Raw genomic sequence first — 19,342 nt, forward strand, 5'->3', positions numbered from 1 at the left:
GCCTGCCATTACCTAATACATAAATAGATTCAGAGAGGAGATCACACATGGCTGAGTATTTATCGCCAGGCGTCTATGTGGAGGAATTCGAGAGCGGCGCCAAACCACTGGAAGGTGTTAGTACGAGCACAGCGGGCTTTATTGGGCTTGCTGCTCGCGGACCAGTCGAGGGTTTACCGCAGCTTATTACAAGTCCAGCTGATTTTGGACGTGTATATGGTTCCTATTTATCTGAAAATGCTTTTGGCTCATACCGTTTTCTTGCGCATGCGGTTAATCAGTTTTTCACAAACGGAGGCTCCCGCTGCTTCATTTCCCGGGTAGCGCCGTCAGATGCCAAAACAGCCTCTAACGAAGCTCAGAAGGATGCGGTTCTCTCCATTACCGCCAAAAATCCAGGCGCTTGGGGCAATCAAATTCGTGCTGTTGTTGTACCTGCAAGCAAAGCAAAAACACCGATCTTTGAAGCAAGCGAAGGCAATCGTTACCGCGTGAAAAACGCTGCTGGCTTTTATGCTGGGGATGTGGTTGTTTTTACAAATGGTACAGAGAAGCAGTACAACCGCATCATTTCTGTTCATGATCAAGTGATTGAGCTTGCAGAAGCACTTAGCGGCGATGTAGTGGATACGGCTCTAGTTCCAACTAAGGTACTAAGCTCCTCGGAGTTTACGATTAACGTGCTTTACGGAACAGAGTCGGAAACCTACGAGAAAGCATCGCTAAATCCAGAGGCTCCAAACTATGTGGAGAAGCTGGTATCCCGCTCGAATATCGTAAGCGTACAAGTACTAAAGGCATCGGAAGAGAGCATTGCTCCGCTGGAGCAAATTGCTGGTTCTGAGCTTGCCGTATTTGAAATTCTGCTTGCGGGCGGCAGTGATGGTTCTGCTGCAAGCTTGTCGGCTGCTGATTTTATCGGCGAAGACTTTGGTCCAGGCAGAAGAACTGGTATCCAGTCGTTTATCGACAACGATGTTGTCAGCATCATGGCGATTCCAGGTGTAACCGATCCTAACGTACAACTGTCGCTGGTTGCTCATTGTGAAAGCTTGGGAAGCCGCTTTGCGATTCTTGATCTTCCTCGCGAAGTAACGAAGGTACAGGATGTGCTTGCACATCGTGATTTGTTCGATTCAAGCTATTGCGCACTGTATAATCCATGGCTGCAAGTGTTTGACCCGCTCGACAAACGCAATATTTTCATCCCGCCATCTGGTACAATCGCTGGGGTATATGCTCGTTCTGACACGACACGCGGCGTACAAAAGGCACCTGCCAACGAAACGCTTCGCGGTGTAGTAGGCCTAGACGTTCAATACAACAATGGCGAGCAGGATATTCTTAACCCAGCAGGCGTCAACTTGATTCGTGCTTTTACAGGCCAAGGCATTCGCGTATGGGGCGCTCGTACATGTTCATCCAATACACTTTGGAAATATATCAACGTACGCCGCTTATTCATTTTCATCGAAGGTTCGATCATGAATGGATCAAGCTGGGTTGTATTTGAACCCAATACCGAGCAGCTATGGGCCCGGGTTCAGCGCACGATTGACGCATTCTTAACTCGTGTATGGCGTGACGGAGCATTGTCCGGTACAAGCCCGTCTGAAGCATTTTATATTGAAATTGGACGTTCAACGATGACACAGGATGACATCGACAATGGACGATTGATTTGTGTAATCGGCGTAGCGCCGGTGAAACCAGCTGAATTCGTCGTATTCCGCATCACGCAAAAAACAGGTTCGGAATAGTCATTAGCTTCCATATCGAATAACGGAAGGGGATCCACATGCCAGGAGATCGTATTGATCCATATCGCAATTTTAGATTTCGTGTAGAAGTAGAAGGTCTTGAGCAAGCAGGATTTAGCGAGGTTTCCGGTTTTGAGGCAACCTTTGATGTGGTCGAATACCGCGAGGGCAACGAGGTTATTACACCTCGCAAGCTTCCAGGCTTAATCAAGTACGGCAACATTTCACTGAAATGGGGCACGACTGAATCGATGGAGCTGTATGATTGGCTTCAAGAATGCGCCGAAGGAACGATTGAGCGCAAAACGATTACGATCATCGCGCTTGACGAAGAAGGCGAAGACGTGGCTACTTGGCAGGTTATCGAAGCTTGGCCTGTTAAATATACTGCGCCTACCTTCAATGGTACCGGCAATGATATTGCGCTAGAGCTGATTGAATTCGCTCATGAGGGTTTAACTCGCACCGCATAGAAATGAGTAATTAAAGCTGGTTTATGGCGAACAAGGGAGGTCAGCAGGCGAGAAATCGTTTGCTCCTCTCTTGTTTTCCGCTTTTCTAGAAATTGATTCTATTTTACATATTGGAGTGATGACCGGATGGCGTTTCAAACGGAATATGAATTTGAATTGCCTCGCGGCTACGTGGATGATCAAGGCAATCTCCACCGCCGGGGTGTTATGCGGCTTGCTACGGCAGCTGATGAAATTTTACCGATGAAGGACCCGCGCGTACAATCCAATCCTAGTTATTTGACCGTTATTTTGATGGCTAGAGTGGTAACGAAGCTTGGGGACGTTAGGCATATTGATACGAAGCTGATTGAGAAGCTGTTTACGGCAGATCTTGCTTATTTGCAAAATCTATATCGTCAGATTAATGACTTAGAGGCGCCTAAGGTGCTTACCGCTTGTCCGAAATGTGACCACGAGTTCGAGGTGGCTGTCGATTTTTTGTCCTTAACGGAAGCTCTCTCTTAGGTTATCCGGTTGACCGGCTGTACGAGGAGGTAGGCTTCGTCGCGTATTATTTTCATTGGTCTCATGACGAAATTATGAGCATGGAGCATGCAGAACGCAGGCGCTGGTGCGATGAAATTTCCAAAATTAATCGCAAGATGAACGATGAATCAGATAGCGGTAAGAAAAACATTTTTGACGTTTTTGGAAAGAGGTGATGCGGCGCTATGGCAGTCATGAAGGGGCAAGAGAAAGGTCGCTTTCACGATGTAGCTACCACATTCAAGTTTTGGGTGGAGCTCGATGACATTTTTGTTGCTGGGTTCTCTGAGGTTTCGGGACTTGAGGCAGAAACAGAAATTGAGGAATACCGTGAAGGCGGAGTGAATGGTTATGTTCATAAGCTGCCGATGGGCGTTCGGTTCCCAAATCTCGTGCTGCGCAAGGGTATGACCAAATCGCCTGCTCTTTGGAGCTGGTACGAAAGCACAATAGATGGAACGATTGACCGCAAAACAGGTGCGATTGTGCTGCAATCTGCTGACGGAACAGAATTTGGACGCTGGAGCTTCTTTGATGCTTATCCGGTGAGGTGGAYCGGGCCGCATCTGAATGCGAGCACGAGTGACATTGCGGTTGAAACGATAGAAATTATTCATAGCGGTTTATATGGTGATTTTCAGAAGTAGGGTTGTGCATGTAGTTAAACGTTAATGAATCATAAATTGCAAGTTGAACGGGAATAGGAGGATGCACCGGTATGAAACGAATTTTGGACCGTATGGGCAAAGCTGCGACAAAGCAATCAACGTCGGTTCAGCCGTTTGCCGGAGGCATCTTGAATAAATATAAGACAGGCACAGGACGCAAAACATTTGAGCGGGTTGCTATGTCGCATGTGATCAAAAATGAACCGACCATTACTCAGCAAACGCTGCATGTGCAAGTCGTAGCACCTAAAGCAGCAGCACCAAATAGCGGCAGCAATAAAAAAACGCCGCCTAGTCCAGATCGCAAGCCTGAGCGCATCATGATGCGCGAGCGAGTAACGGTAGAGCGTGAAACGATCGTATTCAGAGATGTGACACATATTATCAAGGAACTAAGAACGATAAGAGAAATAGCAATAGCACAGCCTGTTCAAGGGAAAGAAACGAGTGATCGAGCACTCCACAAAATAGGCATTACGAAGCAGGTAGATGAGATTGTTAACAGCAGTATAATAACGAACAGAGTCAAGCATGACCATTCCAAACGAATAATACCGCATGTTTCGCAGCTGCCTACTCAACCATTGAAGGCAGAGCAGCAGGCGGATTACTATAAATGGCTGCAAGCCAAGCTTCAACCCGGTATTGTCATTCAATCGCTTCGCAAGCTGGATAACCTTAATAAGCCGCTTGCGAAGGATCGAGCTCAGCTTAAGTCTAATCTCAAGCAGGCTAACGATTCTGGCGCATCATTGAGCAAGGCGCCTTTGCAGCTTACGAATGCGCGCAGAGCAGTCGTTTCACAGGAGCAGCGGGAAGCGGGTAAGCAGAGCGCCGCTGCGGGTAAGGTTATGAGCGTGGCTGGGAAGAGAGCCGAAGCGGTGAAGCTGGAGCAGCGGGAAGCGGAGAAGAGAAGCGCCGCTGCGGGTAAGGTTATGAGCGAGGCTGGGAAGAGAGCCGAAGCGGTGAAGCTGGAGCAGAGGGAGGCGGGTAAGCAGAGCGCCGCTGCGGGCAAGGTTCTAAGCGAGGCAGGGAAGAGAGCCGAAGCGGTGAAGCTGGAGCAGCGGGAGGCGGGTAAGCAGAGCGCCGCTGCGGGCAAGGTTCTAAGCGAGGCTGGGAAGAGAGCCGAAGCGGTGAAGCTGGAGCAGCGGGAGGCGGATAAGAGAAGCGCCGCTGCGGGCAAGGTTCTAAGCGAGGCTTGGAAGAGAGCCGAAGCAGTGAAGCTGGAGCAGCGGGAGGCGGAGAAGAGAAGCGCCGCTGCGGGCAAGGTTCTAAGCGAGGCTGGGAAGAGAGCCGAAGCGGTGAAGCTGGAGCAGCTAGAGACAGCGACACACATGTTCCGTACGCTCTCGAGTAGACAGGATGATGATGTGTTACCGCAAGAAGATCGTGCAAAAGGAAAAAAACAGCTAGAGCTAAAGCATCGTAATCATCAAAAACATATCTCCGAGCAAACGGAGATGTCGCAAGAAGCAGCACCAAATGGCAAGGATGCGGATGTACAATCAAATGTCTCCGCGAAAAAAACGAATCAACTGAATCGTTTGGCAATGCCAGATGCAGAAACAGAAGCTGCCGCTATCCAATCAAGTATCAAGGTAACCGCTAGCAAGATAACAGATGTTAATCGAAATAGGCTTCAGCTACTAGTATTGCAGCGCAAGCCGCAGCTTTTGAACGAATTAACTGAACGGAGCAGTAAATCAGCGATTGCTGCCAAACGTCTCATTCATCGAGCGAATCGTTCACAGTCGGATCAGCCACGAGAGGTAGATAATGATTCAACTGTAAATCTGAATAATAGCAGCATGATTAATCCAGTCGTGCCTTCCCATAAAAAAGAGATAAAAGCTAATCCAGCTGGTATCTCATCGAATGTAAGCAGCCGGAAGCGAAATGAAACAAAACCTAGCAGTGCTGCTACTTCAATCCATAAAGCAAATGCAGTACAAGCAGGGATATCAGCTGATGGATCTCAACGGTTTATACCGTCAAGGACATTATCAAATGCTCTTGCAGAAGCAGCAAGAATAAGGAATCGGAATATGGCTTCGAGGCCTGCCCAGATGGTTTTGCGACGTTTTGAACAGAGACAGCATGCGCAGAGCGCAGAGCCAGTGCTAAGGCAGGATGCAAGCAAGGCATCCGAAGCTACCGCCCTGAAGAAGCCGCCAACTCAGCTCAACTATAAGCATAAAGCTGCAACGGATCATAATCCGGAAGGGATTATACGTGCTCAAAGCCGCCGTGCTATTTTACATAAACGAACAATCGTACCAGAATCGCAAACCTTTTCTCATGATGCGAATTTCATTCAAGGCGCTTCTGCTAGTGCCAGTCGAACAGACGCGAGTGCGAGAGCCGAGAATTTGTCTAAAATGGCAGAATTGAAGCCAAGCAAAGAGGCTGGTTTAAATACGGGCTTGGCATCTGTTACCGTTCGCGGACAATTAATTGCGAGAGCTGCGAATAATAAGAAGACTTTATTGAAAAACGGAGCATCACTGTCGCATAAGCGGCGAATGACAGCGGCAAATCATGAAGCGAGCATCAGCGCTACACTTCAGAATGCAATACAAGGGAAAAGAAAAGGGACAACAATGCCTAGTCCTTTTCCTTATGCTAATGCTGGAGCAAAAGTAGATTCAGCTTCTCCTTTAGTTGGAAGAACGGTTCATCGTTTTGCTGCTGAATGGCTCCCATCTGAAGCGATTAAAACCTCAGCAAATGGGGTTGAAAACAATAATATTAGGCAAGCATCCACTTCATTAGTGCGAAGGCTAGCGGAGCAGCAGGCTTCTCCAAACACAAAGCCAAGCGCTAGCGCGGAAGCGAAACAAAAGCCGATCGAATCAAGACTAGTTCAGCGGCAAGTCCGTAAAAATAGCAGCACCTCGGTAAATGAAATAGAAAAAACATATGGCGCTGAATCATTAAATGATGTGGCGAGTAAAGCATCGCAACCATTGTCTAACCGCTTTGAAATGTCAGCCGAAGCATCGGAATCAGCGAAAGCTTCCGCATCCATGCGCGCGTATCCAACACTAAGCGTGCACAAGCAGACAGAATCAGGAGACATGAAGCTGGCAGCTCCTGCTCTCCCTATTGGCGAGAGAAATAACCGCAGCGCACAAACCAATCCTGTACATCTTCAAACGGTAATGTCATCTTTCTTGAATATCGGATCCAGAGCAGGAGTGACTCCATTCCGAACGATACAAAGACAGTCTGGCCTCGCCAATCCTGCTGCAAAAGCATCCATAGAAAACAAGCCGATGCTTAGCGGACTAACATCGGTTGTAAAAGCCGGCATTGAGCCTAGTTCCGTTCAATCTAGCGGTACAATTGGCGATCAAGTAAGGCTTAGTTATACAGCAGCTGCCCGTCATCGTAATACAGCTGGCCAAGCTGCACCTAGCGGAGTAGAGACGAGTGCAGCTTCATTTGTTGAACGAGGCGAGATGCCAACACTTTCGCATCATAAACCAAGTGGGCCCGCTGCACAGGAGCCGCCGCGTCAGGTGAAGGTGGAAGCGCCTCGCGAGCTGGACCCTGTGCAGCTGCAGAAGATGATTATGAAAATGCCGCAGCTGCATCCAGAAGCTATTGCGGATCAAGTATATAAGGCGTTGGAGCGAAAGATGAAGCTGGAGCAGCGAAGAAGAGGCTTCTAGAATGAACAGATTTGGAGGGGACATCGAATGGCATTAAGCAAGGCGCAGTTTTGGATCTTTCGAGCGAAAGAAACCGAGAAGGTAGATGTGCTTTTTAACCCGACTGATTATGAGATGGAATCCGGAAATCAATATGCGGAGAAGGAGATTGCGGGGCTGCAAACCCCGCTCTCCCAATTTACGAGCGGTGAGCGGACAACATTGAAGCTGAATTTGTTTTTTGATACGTATGAAGCGGGCATTGACGTTCGTACCTATACTTCCAAAATCGTGGGCATTCTCGATGTTGACTCGGATTTGCATACGCCGCCGACCTGTAAATTCATTTGGGGCTCGCTTGATTTTAAAGGAGTCATTACGAGCATTACGCAGAAATACACGATGTTTCTGGAAACCGGCGTCCCGGTTAGGGCATCCTTAACGGTCGATATGCTGAGCTCGCAAACGATGAAGGAACAATACCAAGAAATTCCGCGTCAATCTGCCGACCGTACGAAGCAAAAGACGGTCAAGCAAGGGGATCAGCTGTGGTCAATAGCGGCTGAGGAATACGAGGACCCGGGAGCATGGCGCCATATCGCCGAAGCGAATGGGATTGATAACCCCCGTATGCTGTTATCCGGAAGAAGCTTGACGATTCCGAGATTGGAGTGAAAACGTGGCTGCAAACTCCTTTGAGGATTTGGAATCCAAATATGGTGATTTTAGCGCACCTGAGGTTGATATTTTAATAGAGGGTCAATTGATCAAGCTTTCGAACATGGCCGTAGAATGGGTTGATGTCGAGCAAACGACGGATGCACAGGCGGATATCGCCAGATTTTCGATTTCTAATGGCTATATATGGAGCGAATCCCGCATGCAATGGGTAGGCACAACGATTGCGGTAGGCAAGAAGGTGCAAATCAAGCTTGGTTACGCAGATAAAAAATCGCTTGTATTTGATGGAATCATGACAGGTTATACCATTGATTATCCTTCAAACGGCAGCCCAAGCATTGTCGTAACGGCGATGGACCGCTCTTTTCTCATGATGAAGACGTCACACTCTAAGGTGTGGAACCAAATGAAGGACAGCGACGTTGTTCGGCAAATTGCCGGAAATTATGGTTTGTCTGTCGATTTGGACGATACGGGCGTTACCAAAAAAACGATTGAGCAAATCGGGGTAAGCGATTATCATTTTGTCCGCTCGCTTGCGTTGGATAACGACAGGCATTTCTATGTAGAAGCATCCAAGCTTATTTTCAAAAAACCGAAAACATCAGGAGCGCCGCTTATTACGCTGAAATATGGAAAAAACCTTGTTCAGTTCACACTGACGGTGGATGCTTCCAGCCAGACTTCACAAGTCAAAGTTCGCGGCTATGACGTCGATAAGATGCAAGCGATAGAATCCGTTGCCAGCTCGGTTACCATTATTGGTACGAACACCAAAAGCGGCCCAAGTGTAGCAAGCATGCTCTCTAATCAAAAGATGGAGGTCGTATATACGCAGGCAGCATCGCAGGACGAGGCGCAATCGCTTGCGAAGGCGATGCTGGATCGTATTTCCCGCGAGCTTGTGAGCGGTCATGGAACTTCGATTGGTTTTCCAGAGCTGAAGCCAGGTGAATTAATCAAGATTGAGGGTCTCGGCAGCGACAAGCTGAATCAACTGCTGCGGTTGACAAAGGTTACGCATCGACTCGACGCAACGGATGGCTACATGATTTATTTTGAGACGGAGGGGAATGCGATATGAGCACGATGTATCCCGGTTTTTTTGACCAGCATCAGCGCTCCATGCAATCCGAGCAGCTGTCCGGAGTGTGGAATGCAATCGTTACCGACAACAAGGACCCGGATAAGCTTGGCCGCGTAAAGGTGAAGTTCCCACTGCGCGAAGGCGAGCTCCAGACCGATTGGGTGCGCGTTGCGACTTTAATGGGCGGGAACGACATGGGCTCTCTCTTTTYGCCGGAGGTGAATGATGAGGTGCTTGTCGCCTTCTTRATGGGTCGGCTGGATCAGCCGATCGTCATTGGCTCTTTGTGGAGCAAGAAACAAAAGCCGCCTGCGCCGAACGACAAAAACGATATTCGCAAAATCAAGACGAAAACCGGGCATGAGATTACGTTTGATGATACGAGCAGCGCAGGCACGGTTACGATAAAAACGTCAAAAGGCCATCATATTACGTTTGCTGATAAGGATAAAACGGTTACGGTTGAAACGCAAGATAAGCAGCAATCGATCAAGCTGGATGAGATGGGAAAGAAGGTTACCATCCAATGTGGTTCAGCGTCTACGATTGAGATGAGCGCGCAAGGCGATGTAAAAGTGACGGGCTCAAAATCGGTTACCGTAAAAGGCGCTCAGGTGAAGGTGGAGGCGGATGCAGCGCTCACGCTTCAATCCAATGGCATGCTTGAGGTAAAGGCTAACGGCATTTTGTCGCTGAAGGGCGCAATGGTTAAGATCAATTGATGGCTGAGGGAGGCTGCAGCAGATGTCGGCATCTTTTTTGGGGAAAGGTTGGAAATTTCCCGTTCAGGTAGACGCAACAACCGGCCGTATTCGCATGGCGGAAGGCGAGGATGACATTGAAGAGTCTATCCGAATTATTATTCGAACGTCGAAGGGCGAGCGATTAATGCGTCCTGATTTTGGCTGCGGCTTGCGGGATTTTGTATTTGGCACAACGGATGAGACATCGCTTAGACTCATTGCCAGTGATGTGCAGGAAGCCATTCGAATTTGGGAGCCGAGAGTAAAGGACGTAGAGGTAGAGGTGAAGCCTGATCGGCAAAATAACGGCCGTGTGCTAATGAGCGTCTCCTATGCGGTAAGATCCACAAACAATCTTTTTAATCAGGTGTTTCCTTTCTATTTAGAGGAAGGAAGCAAATAACGGGAGCGAGCAACGTGATGAAGCACGGGGGAAGAAATGGCGGTGACAACCGTCCGCCAAAAATCAATCATAATAACTTATCCTCTTTTATGGCTCAGTTAAAGGAGATGGCACCTCATTATACGCCGGAGTGGCGCTTCTCGCAGGAGGAGCCTGATGCGGGGACGGGACTTGCCTATTTGACCGCTGAGATGCTGGAGGACACGGTTAATCGGCTTAATCAAGCGCCGCTCAATCATTTCCTTGCTTTCCTCGATCTTATCGAAGTCAAGCTGCAGCCGCCTCGTCCAGCCCGGGCGACCGTTGTGTTTCAGCTGAGTGAAGGAACGGTCGACCCTGTTTATTTACCGGCAGGCATTGCATTGACAGCCCCTCATCCTGACGGCGGCGAGCCGCTCGTATTTGAGACGGAGAAGGTGCTGCTCGCTACACCAGCGAAGCTGATGGAGTGGATTAGTGTAAATCCACAAAAGGATCATATTGCTACTGCAGCACTGGACTATGGAGATCGATTGAAGAGCGGCCTAGCTGACCCAATCAGCTTGTTCGATACCAGCTCTATGCCAAATGAGCAGGAGCATACGCTTTATATTCGGCATGACGATATCTTTCTAGTAGATCGGCCAAGCCGATTTTACATAAATGTTCACCACACCGAAAAACGTTACTCTGAGCCGGAGCTTGCTGCCTCGCTCGCATCAGAGTGGGTGGAATGGACGTATCCATGCAACGGGGAATGGGTGAAATTTGATTCCGCAACGGCTGCAGGCAGCATGGTCGTATTATATAAACAGCGAGCTGGAAAGCTGGAGCTCACTGAGCATGAAGGAATAACTGGCCGCTGGATCAGGTGTACCGTGAAACAGCTGCAAGGCGCTGCCTCTCCTCTGCTTAACAAGCATTTGGAGATGGATAAAATAAGGCTTCGTGCTGCGCATGATGCGGCAGGCGACAATGTTGGCATTGAGCCAGGCGCATTATATTTTAATGATACGGAGCTCTTGAAGGATGGGTTTTACCCGTTTGGAGAACATTTTGTTCCTTATTCCGTTTTTTATTTATCGTGTGAAGAGGCGTTTAGCAAGCGTCAAAGCAAAATCAAGCTGACCTTCTCTGCGAGGGCGATTCCGAGTAGGCTCAGAATGGCGCAGGATCCCGAAGTAAAGTGGAAAATGGTCATGCGGACCTCTGATTTTGACGAGAAGGATCCGCCGCGCGTATGCATCAGAAGTGTTCAATGGGAGTATTGGGATGGCAGCAATTGGGGCAGGCTGCCCGGCAGCGAGCAATTCGGAACATTGTTTGCCGAGCTGCCGGAGCAGAGTGAACGAAGCTTTACTTTGACGTTCAACTGTCCAGACGATATGGCGGAAACGTTCGTAAATGGTACGTCTGATTATTGGATTCGGGCACGTGTGCTGCAGACTGATCCCATTATCGCGCCTGTCGTGGAATATATGTCCCCTTGGCTCGCACAACCTGTTCTGTCTTATGCTCATGCCTCGCAAAGCTTATTTATGCCAGAGCATGTCTATACAAGAAGCAATATTGACAATCGTGATCGAACGCCTTCTGCACAACATGGCGGCCAGTCCTTTAAGCTGTTTGAGCAAATTCCAGCAAGACATCCTGCGATGTATGTTTCCTTTAGTGCTGCACCGTTAAAAGGTCCCATTCGCCTGCATATTGAACTGGAACGCAGGTTTACAGCCAGCAATCAACCGCCGTGGGTGGAGTGGGAAGCGCTTTGCTTGGAAGCAGGCCGCTACCTTTGGCAGCCGCTGAAGGTGGTGGACAACACTGAGGCATTTACGATAAGCGGAGAGCTGCAATTTGTAGGTCCATCTACGATGGCGCCGGCTCGCTTGTTCGGGCATGAGCGTTATTGGATACGCGCGGTCAACCTTGATGGCTCGCTCGGAAATTCCTTTCCGGGCAATCCTGTAGCCTCAAGCATGCATCTGAATGCTGTTTCGGTCAGGCAGCAGGTTAGTCAGGAGAAGGAGCTTACGATTCCTGCGGATGGCTTTGTACAGCTAGCGCCTACGGCATTCATTGAAGAAGAGGTGTGGGTAGATGAGCTCGCACATTTCACGCCAATGGATCGTGTGAAATGGTCTGACTCCGAGCCTGAATATTATATGCTGCAAAGAGACGGTGACGGTAATGACCAACGCTTCTGGGTGAGATGGCAGCCGGTCGTTTCGCTTGCAGAGTCTGGCCCAATTGACCGTCATTATTCACCGGACCACGCAGGCGGAATGCTGCAATTCGGAGATGGCATACGCGGGAAGCTTCCTTCCTCTGATACGGCGGAAACGGTGCGCGTTCGCTTTAAAACTACCGCGGGCGCAAACGGGCATGTCGATGCCGGGCAAATAACGGGAATGGTGCTTCCATTTGCATTCGTCAGCAGCATCAGCAATCCGGCTCCTTCAATTGGCGGCGGTGATGCGGAACGGGTAGAGCAAGTGCTCGTAAGGGGACCGCAGCGGCTTAAGCACCGCGGACGGGCAGTTACCGCAAGCGACGTAGAATGGATTGCTAGAGAGGCATATCCGCAGATCGCAAAGGTGAAATGCTTAAGCAATCGAAATGCAAGGCTGGAGCGCTCACCTGGCTCCATGGTTGTGGTTGCATTCCCAGCGGGCGGCTTGGAAAGCGCTGCGCAGTTTCCAGAGCTGCGCAAAGCAGTGGAGCGTGAGCTCATGCTGACAGCATCCAGTCTGGTTTCCTTGGGCGGTGCCATAAGGGTCATCGAGCCGGCTTATTTGGAAGTGTCCGTGCATGCAACGGTGGCATCCCAGTCCGTGGATGATCTGCTTCCGCTAGAGATGGCTTGTACAGCCAAGCTGAATGCGTTCTTACATTCGGTAACAGGAAATGTTGACGGCAACGGCTGGAATATTGGAGAAACGCTGCATGTATCTGTGCTTCACTCCCTTTTGCATGCTGTCCACTCGCTTTTATATATCGAACGTCTTTATTTACATATTGTCAAAATAGAAAATGGAAATCGTACCGAATGGGATCCCGGCCGGATGAATGAGGTTATTCATGGCATTGTCGTTAATGGCAGCCATAACATAACGGCTTTCCCTGGACCGAAATAAGAGTTCCGAATGAGGTAGTACGATCAAAAAAAGAAAAGGAAGGAGAGATCAAATGCTGCCGAGGCTGCCGCTAGACGACCGCACGTATGCGGAAATCGTTCAACAAGCAAGAAGGCTCATCCCGAAGCGGGTTCCGGAATGGACGGATGAGAATGCGCATGACCCGGGCATTACGTTTATTGAGCTATTCGCTTGGCTGACAGAGATGCAGCGATATTTCATTGGCCGTGTCCCGGACAAGAATAGGCGCAGGTTTCTTGATCTGCTTGGTATTCAGCCTGCAGACGCAAGTTCGGCGAGAGCTACCGTACAGTTCTCAAATATTAAAGCTCCGGTGACGCTGCCTCGCGGGACGAAGCTGATGGCTGAGGATCAGATGTTTGAGACGGAAGCTTCCATTTCCCTTGTGCCGCTTGCGCTGGATAGAATCGTTACACGAACGGAACGGGAAGCCAATGACGTCACAGCTACAAATGATCATGCCAATGTTGCCTTTTATGCGTTCGGGAAGGATGCAAGGACAGCCTCGAAGCTTTATCTTTCCTTCGATCGTGAGCTGAGCCCACAGGAACAGGCCACGATAAACATCAATCTTTTGGAAGCGGATAAAGGCGTTGGCAATGACGAGGTGCAGCATCTGGTAATCAATCGCGAAGCCATTTCTCCATCTGCAAGGCTCTCGTGGAAAGCTTATTGCTGGGATGAAGCAGCAGGGACAGCAGGGTGGATGCCCGTTGAAGTGCTAGAGGATGAGACGCTCCATTTGACGCTTAGCGGTAAAATATCATTTTGCCTAAGGGCGCCGATGCGTACGGTAACTGTGCATCCTGCAAGCGAGCAGCCGCGATATTGGATATGTGCAACAGTTGAGGAGTCTGGTTATGAAATGCCGCCTCGCATTCGTCAGCTAATGCTGCATACGGTCAAAGCTGAGCAGAAGGATACATTAAGCGAAGTGATTGATTTTACGGTATCAGGGGAGCCCCATGAAGAAATACATATTGCTACCTACTTAGCTGTTTTTGGACAAATACGTGTTCAAGTGCAAGATGCTGATGGCGCATGGCGTTACTGGCAGGAGATTGCTTCCTTTGAGGAGCTGCCTCACTCTGATCGCCCGCCTGCGTTTTATAGCGTTTTAAGACATGCTTCGATGGATCATGTCACAGTACAGTTTAGCGATGGCTCTACCGGAGCTGTTCCGCCGCCTGGACAAACGGTTCGTATCATTGCTAGTGAACCTAAATTTGATCTTTACCGATTCATTGGACGAAGCAATGGGCTGCCAAGCCAAAGCTTTGAGCTGTACAATCTATCCTGCAAGAAACGCGAGGCACTAAAGCTGCAGGTAGGTGAACAAGAACCGGATGGCCATTTCAAATGGCAGGATTGGAAGCGGGTAGATGAGTTTGACCGCTCTAAGCCAGGTGATCGTCATTATATTTATGATCCCGTCAAAAGACTCATTTACTTCGGCAATGGCGAAAAAGGAGCTATTCCGCCAGTCAGTATGGACACCAATATTGTTCTAACCGGTTGCGAATTAGGCGGTGGTGATCGTGGAAACGTTAAGCCTTATCTCATATCTGAGTGGGTGAACGAAGCACATAAAGCATTGCAAATCGAAGTGAATAATCCAAGTTTTGCAGCTGGAGGCTCGGAAGCGGAAACGCTGCAGGTAACGCTGCAGCGGGCGCAGTCAGAGCTGAAGCATACATTCCGTGCCGTCACCAATGAGGATTACGAAACGTTGGCTTTAGCAACACCAGGCGCTGCCGTAGCTAGAGTGCATGCAATTCCTCTCTATAAGCCGGGACTTGATGATTATCCGAGAGAGAGGGCAAATGGTCAAGTTTCTGTTGTAGTCGTACCATACGGCTTAAGCGAAACACCAACGCCCAGCGCCGGTTTTCTGCAAACTGTAAAACGTCATTTGGATACAAGAAGATTAATAACGACAGAAGTACATGTCATTCCCCCCATTTACATTAAAGTAACCGTCAATGCCGTTGTTGTTGTCGAGCCTCAATTCGTAGATGAAGGACAACGTTTAGTAGAGCAATTGAAAAAGCTGCTAAGACCGCTTGATGGTGAGCATGGAACCAAAGGCTGGAAATTTGGCCGGTCTGTCTATAAGGGTGACATTTATAATGCGCTAAGCAAGGCGAGCGGCGTAGTATACGTGCAGGATTTGTGGATTGATGCGGAAGGTGCGCATGTTAGAAAAAGTGCAGGAGGAGACATCATTCTTCCGCCGCAGGGACTTGTTTTCTCGGGTCAGCATGAAATTGAGCTCATTAGTCGCACCCATCTATAGCATCGTGGCAATCGGCTGCAAAGGAGGTACAGCATGAACGGAAAAGACCAGTTTTTCTCGATTAACCGCGAGCAGGATTGGCTGCACGGCACCGGGTATAATCTTGATTTTCATTTAGCAGGCTTCGGCGTTCGCCGCGATAACAAATACGGAATAGCGGGAACGATTCAGCTGAGTGACCTCGCAGGTACAGCTGCCATTCAAGAGCTGGCTGTTTCGCAGCATGAGCATATGTTTTTGCTGGATGAGCGCGCGGATCTGTGGATTTACGACCGCCRTAATGCTGATCATAAGCGCTTGTTTACACAAGGGCATGGTCTGTTCAGCTCCCATGCTAGACTTGCTGCCTCCGGCGAGCTTTTAATTGCCGCAGATCGCATGGGTGAGAGGACAGTCGCTGCTTATCATACCGGCAATGGACAAACGCTCTGGTCGCGCGGAGGCAATGAAGCAGATGGAGTTCTGCTGCATCCGCTTGCGATAGCAGCGGATAACCGGTATGTGTACGTGCTGACACCGCTTGAACTGGACACGGGAGGCGATGAGCCGGCATTAGCAGAAGGCGCTAAGATGGGTATCATCCAGTTTACGTTAGGCGGCGCGATCGTCAGTGTATGGAGTGATCCAAGCTTTACACAGCATGTACGAGCGAAGCTGAGGCATTTGAACCGAACTTACTTTATGACCGTTGCGGCATCGGGTGAGCTTTATATATTTGATACGTTATACGCAAAGCTATTTTCATTCGGGCCTACCGGAACATTGAGTGCGAAACGTGAACTCCCTGCTCTTCCTTATGCAGGACTATGTGCTGACAGCAGCGGCATGATTTATATTGGCGACACGAGGCAAATGGATCAAGTGAGCGAGGATGACCGCTTTATCGTCCAGTTGAATGCTGCAGGCGAGACAGTTGGACGCATTACAGGTTTCCGTGGCAAAGCGGATCAGCTGTTGATTGATGAGAAGGATCGCATGTACATTTTGAACAGCGAAGACGGAACAATTACGATCTTGAACTTACAGCCGCAGACGCTGTTGATGGAGGAAACGGGTGTTCCTGAAGGGGTCTGGCTTTCACGGGCGTTCGATAGCGCAGAAGCCGAAACCGTCTGGCACAAGATGGCGCTTAACTCTTTTATTCCAGATGGCACACAGATTCATATATCCTATTTCAGTCAAAATGACGATAGCTGCATTATCGCCGGAAGCTATCGAAAAGTAGACGATTGGCTAGCTGATGCGACGATCCCCTACCGCGAAAAGCTGAATGCACTAGCCGAATTTTGGTCAGCGCCGGTTATTAATCCGAGCGATGCATTGTTTTTTGGAGCAAAAGGACGTTACTTGTGGCTAAAAATCGAATGGATCGCTTCGGAGCGGTATACGCCGCTATTGGAGTCCATGCGAATTTATTTTCCGAGAGACACTTATTTAAATTATTTGCCTGCTGTCTATCAAGAGGACCCGGCAAGCCGTGATTTTCTTGAGCGTTATTTATCATTATTCGGCACGTTGTTTTCCGAGATTGAGGAAGAAATTGAGGATTTATCGGAATACATCGATCCTGAACGGGCAACGGGCGAGCATTTACGCTGGCTGGCGACTTGGGTTGGCCTAGAAACGGATGATTATTGGACGGATGAGCAGGTGCAGGCGTTCATTCAGGCCGCACCGGAGCTTTATCGTTACCGGGGCACGCGTCAAGGCTTAATGAAAACGATCGAGATTTATACGGGCATTGCACCGCTGATCGTGGAATATTTTCAAACAAAGGCGATGCGTGACAACGGAGAGCTGCGGCATCTGACAGACCAGCTTTATAGTGATGATCCCTATACGTTTACCGTGCTGCTGCGGCCGGAACAAGCGCCAACTGAGAAGCAGCGAGTCGTTATCGAACAGCTGCTGGATGAGCAAAAGCCAGCCTATACGGAAGCGAAGCTGGTGCTGCTGCAGCCTTGGATGTATTTGGATTTACATACGTACTTAGGCATAAATACGGTGCTGACTGAGCCTTCACTGCTCAAGCTGAACCCTGATCGTTCGATGCCAAATGATACGCTGATCGTTGACGTTGGCATGGAGAAGCGCATGGATATCCATACCCGTTTAGAAATGGATTCAGAGCTGGAATAGTATAATTACGCGAAGGAGCGGTACAAGTGAAAAAATCGAGGCTGTATCCATTTGAGAGAAATCGTTATTTTTACGGGAAGCTGTTGACGGTACGCGATTTCGAGTCGGAGCAAAAATATTTTAATGATAAGAGAAGGCTGTTGAACCGTCTGCTCTATGGCAGCGGCGTGTTGTCCGGCATGCAGGTTGTAGCGGTAGATGACAAAACAATTTCGGTCGAAATGGGCGTAGCAATCGATTATATCGGACGAGAACTCGTTATTCCTTCACCTGTAACGTTAAAGCTTTCGATGATCGAGGGCTTTACAAACAATGAATATAAGAAAAACGTATACTTGTGCGTCGCTTATGATGAGAAAGGCAAGGAGCCCGTTCACTCGGTAGGCAATTCAGCAATTCGCAACGATGAAGTGAGCGAATACAACCGTGTGCTTGAATCCTATCGTTTATTCATTAATGAAGAAGCGCCTGCACCGTCCTCATTTGAATTCGTTAGATTGCTTGAAAATGTAGCTACGATTTATGAAGATGCGAATGTACGGATTACGCAGCGTATGCCAAAGTATGTGAATGTCGGCGAGGTTGTTGAGGTTAAGCTGGTGGTTGAGAAGACTCTGCAAACGCCGCGAATTGCTTTCCAATATGATTATGAAGCGATGGGCTTTACCTCTGTTGGCCATGATGGGAATACCGTTATGTTTGTTGAGCCGGGCGATGCGCAGGAAACGGAGTACTCCGTTAGCTTTCATTTGAAAGCGCCGCAGACTGCTGGCGTCAAAGCACAGCTTACTGTGCCTAATCATGCTGCGAAGTTAACCATTGGCGACTCGGCTATTCCACTGGATACGAATGCGAAGCAGATCATTGAGGTGCTGGACGAGCCTGTAGCGAATCGTATATTGAAGGATTGGCATGAACGCAGCTTAGAGCAGGCAGTAGAGGGTTCTGCTGATCAAAGCATTTGCCTAGCCAAAATCAGCTTGCTCCAAATGGGACCGACCTACATGATTGAGAAGGTGGATCGTGTACCTTTTGATGAATATATCGAGAGCACCGCGCTGCTGCAGCGTTTAACGCAAACGTCGCAATCCTCATCGCTTCATAAGTTTTATGCGAGCGCGGAGACGCATGATCTGGAATATGATGAGAAGCCATCTCTTGATGTACAGTATCATCCCGAACGCAATGAATTTGATTTCAAGCTTGGTATTCCGCGGCCTCAGCATTTGTATGATGAGATTTCAACGGGTACAATGGAAGTAGCGCTGGAGTCTATCGGAAAGACAGGCGGCTTCTTCTTCTCGCGCGGCAAAAAAAACTATGTGTCTGATGAAATTCAGCATGGCCTTGGCGAGGGTCAAGTATCGGTTGTAGTCGGCTTGGAAGAGATCGATAAGACGATTTTGGCTGACCAAACAAGCACGATGAAAAAAGTATATTATGGACAAAGCGACGTATTTAAAGGCACGGAGTTTGAGCCTGATATACCGAATGTATCGCTTGGAACAATTGTTTATCCAGAGAAGGGCACATTCCGTATCGGAATGAAGCTTCAAGGTGAAACCGAGTCGGCTGCGTCTGTAATCGCGGTTCGCTGGTGGGCATTCAAAAGTTTAGGCGCGGCGAAAGCGGCTGATCAAGTAAATGATGAGATAGATCAAGGGTTTGCAGAAGCAGCTGCATCGCAGCAGGAGTAAGACATTATAAGCTGTTCAGAAGGTCGATAAGAACGATGATCTTGCTGAGCAGCTTTTTTTATATATGGCGTAAACTAGTG

The 19,342-nt window shown here is 48.9% G+C and carries 14 protein-coding genes; all 14 read left to right on the forward strand.

All coding sequences use genetic code 11. The features are described 5' to 3' along the window. The first annotated feature begins 47 nt into the window (after positions 1 to 47). The 14 genes from AB4Z17_RS13450 to AB4Z17_RS13515 all read left to right on the forward strand — a co-directional run bounded on the left by AB4Z17_RS13450 (position 48) and on the right by AB4Z17_RS13515 (position 19,262). Positions 48 to 1,760: a phage tail sheath family protein gene (locus tag AB4Z17_RS13450; protein ID WP_430057590.1), complete on the forward strand. Its 1,713-nt coding sequence runs from the start codon at positions 48 to 50 to the stop codon at positions 1,758 to 1,760. A 38-nt stretch (positions 1,761 to 1,798) separates the two neighbouring features. Further along, positions 1,799 to 2,233 carry a phage tail protein gene (locus AB4Z17_RS13455; RefSeq protein WP_076267913.1) on the forward strand — a complete coding sequence of 145 codons (435 nt, stop codon included), beginning with the start codon at positions 1,799 to 1,801 and terminating at the stop codon, positions 2,231 to 2,233. A gap of 126 nt (positions 2,234 to 2,359) precedes the next feature. Then, positions 2,360 to 2,740: a hypothetical protein gene (locus AB4Z17_RS13460; RefSeq protein ID WP_028611985.1), complete on the forward strand. Its 381-nt coding sequence runs from the start codon at positions 2,360 to 2,362 to the stop codon at positions 2,738 to 2,740. A gap of 17 nt (positions 2,741 to 2,757) precedes the next feature. Beyond that, entirely contained in the window at positions 2,758 to 2,937 is a 180-nt protein-coding gene (locus AB4Z17_RS13465) for a DUF6760 family protein (protein ID WP_076267912.1), read from the forward strand. 9 nt (positions 2,938 to 2,946) lie between these two features. Next, the gene (locus tag AB4Z17_RS13470) at positions 2,947 to 3,408 is read left to right on the forward strand and encodes a phage tail protein (RefSeq protein WP_441960221.1); all 462 of its coding nucleotides are present in this window, start codon (positions 2,947 to 2,949) and stop codon (positions 3,406 to 3,408) included. A 71-nt stretch (positions 3,409 to 3,479) separates the two neighbouring features. Further along, positions 3,480 to 7,103, forward strand: coding sequence for a hypothetical protein (locus tag AB4Z17_RS13475; RefSeq protein ID WP_441960223.1), 3,624 nt, complete (start codon positions 3,480 to 3,482; stop codon positions 7,101 to 7,103). Between the two features lie 27 nt (positions 7,104 to 7,130). Then, positions 7,131 to 7,757, forward strand: a complete 627-nt coding sequence (locus AB4Z17_RS13480; RefSeq protein ID WP_076267910.1) for a CIS tube protein — start codon at positions 7,131 to 7,133, stop codon at positions 7,755 to 7,757. Positions 7,758 to 7,761: 4 nt separating this feature from the next. Further along, positions 7,762 to 8,847 carry a phage late control D family protein gene (locus tag AB4Z17_RS13485; RefSeq protein ID WP_441908923.1) on the forward strand — a complete coding sequence of 362 codons (1,086 nt, stop codon included), beginning with the start codon at positions 7,762 to 7,764 and terminating at the stop codon, positions 8,845 to 8,847. After that, positions 8,844 to 9,572, forward strand: coding sequence for a phage baseplate assembly protein V (locus AB4Z17_RS13490; RefSeq protein WP_441960225.1), 729 nt, complete (start codon positions 8,844 to 8,846; stop codon positions 9,570 to 9,572). The genes AB4Z17_RS13485 and AB4Z17_RS13490 overlap by 4 nt, the downstream gene beginning before the upstream one ends. 22 nt (positions 9,573 to 9,594) lie before the next feature. Further along, on the forward strand, positions 9,595 to 9,996 hold the full coding sequence (locus AB4Z17_RS13495; protein WP_076267908.1) for a GPW/gp25 family protein: 402 nt from the start codon (positions 9,595 to 9,597) through the stop codon (positions 9,994 to 9,996). Positions 9,997 to 10,013: 17 nt separating this feature from the next. Next, positions 10,014 to 13,109: a baseplate J/gp47 family protein gene (locus AB4Z17_RS13500; RefSeq protein ID WP_441960242.1), complete on the forward strand. Its 3,096-nt coding sequence runs from the start codon at positions 10,014 to 10,016 to the stop codon at positions 13,107 to 13,109. 52 nt (positions 13,110 to 13,161) lie between these two features. Next, positions 13,162 to 15,426: a putative baseplate assembly protein gene (locus AB4Z17_RS13505; RefSeq protein WP_441960227.1), complete on the forward strand. Its 2,265-nt coding sequence runs from the start codon at positions 13,162 to 13,164 to the stop codon at positions 15,424 to 15,426. Positions 15,427 to 15,459: 33 nt separating this feature from the next. Continuing rightward, entirely contained in the window at positions 15,460 to 17,565 is a 2,106-nt protein-coding gene (locus tag AB4Z17_RS13510) for a phage tail protein (protein WP_441960229.1), read from the forward strand. A 26-nt stretch (positions 17,566 to 17,591) separates the two neighbouring features. After that, complete coding sequence (locus AB4Z17_RS13515; RefSeq protein WP_441960231.1) at positions 17,592 to 19,262, forward strand: hypothetical protein; 1,671 nt, start codon at positions 17,592 to 17,594, stop codon at positions 19,260 to 19,262. Positions 19,263 to 19,342 lie beyond the last annotated feature (80 nt).

Source organism: Paenibacillus sp. TAF43_2 (genome assembly GCF_052113545.1).
GTDB lineage: Bacteria > Bacillota > Bacilli > Paenibacillales > Paenibacillaceae > Pristimantibacillus.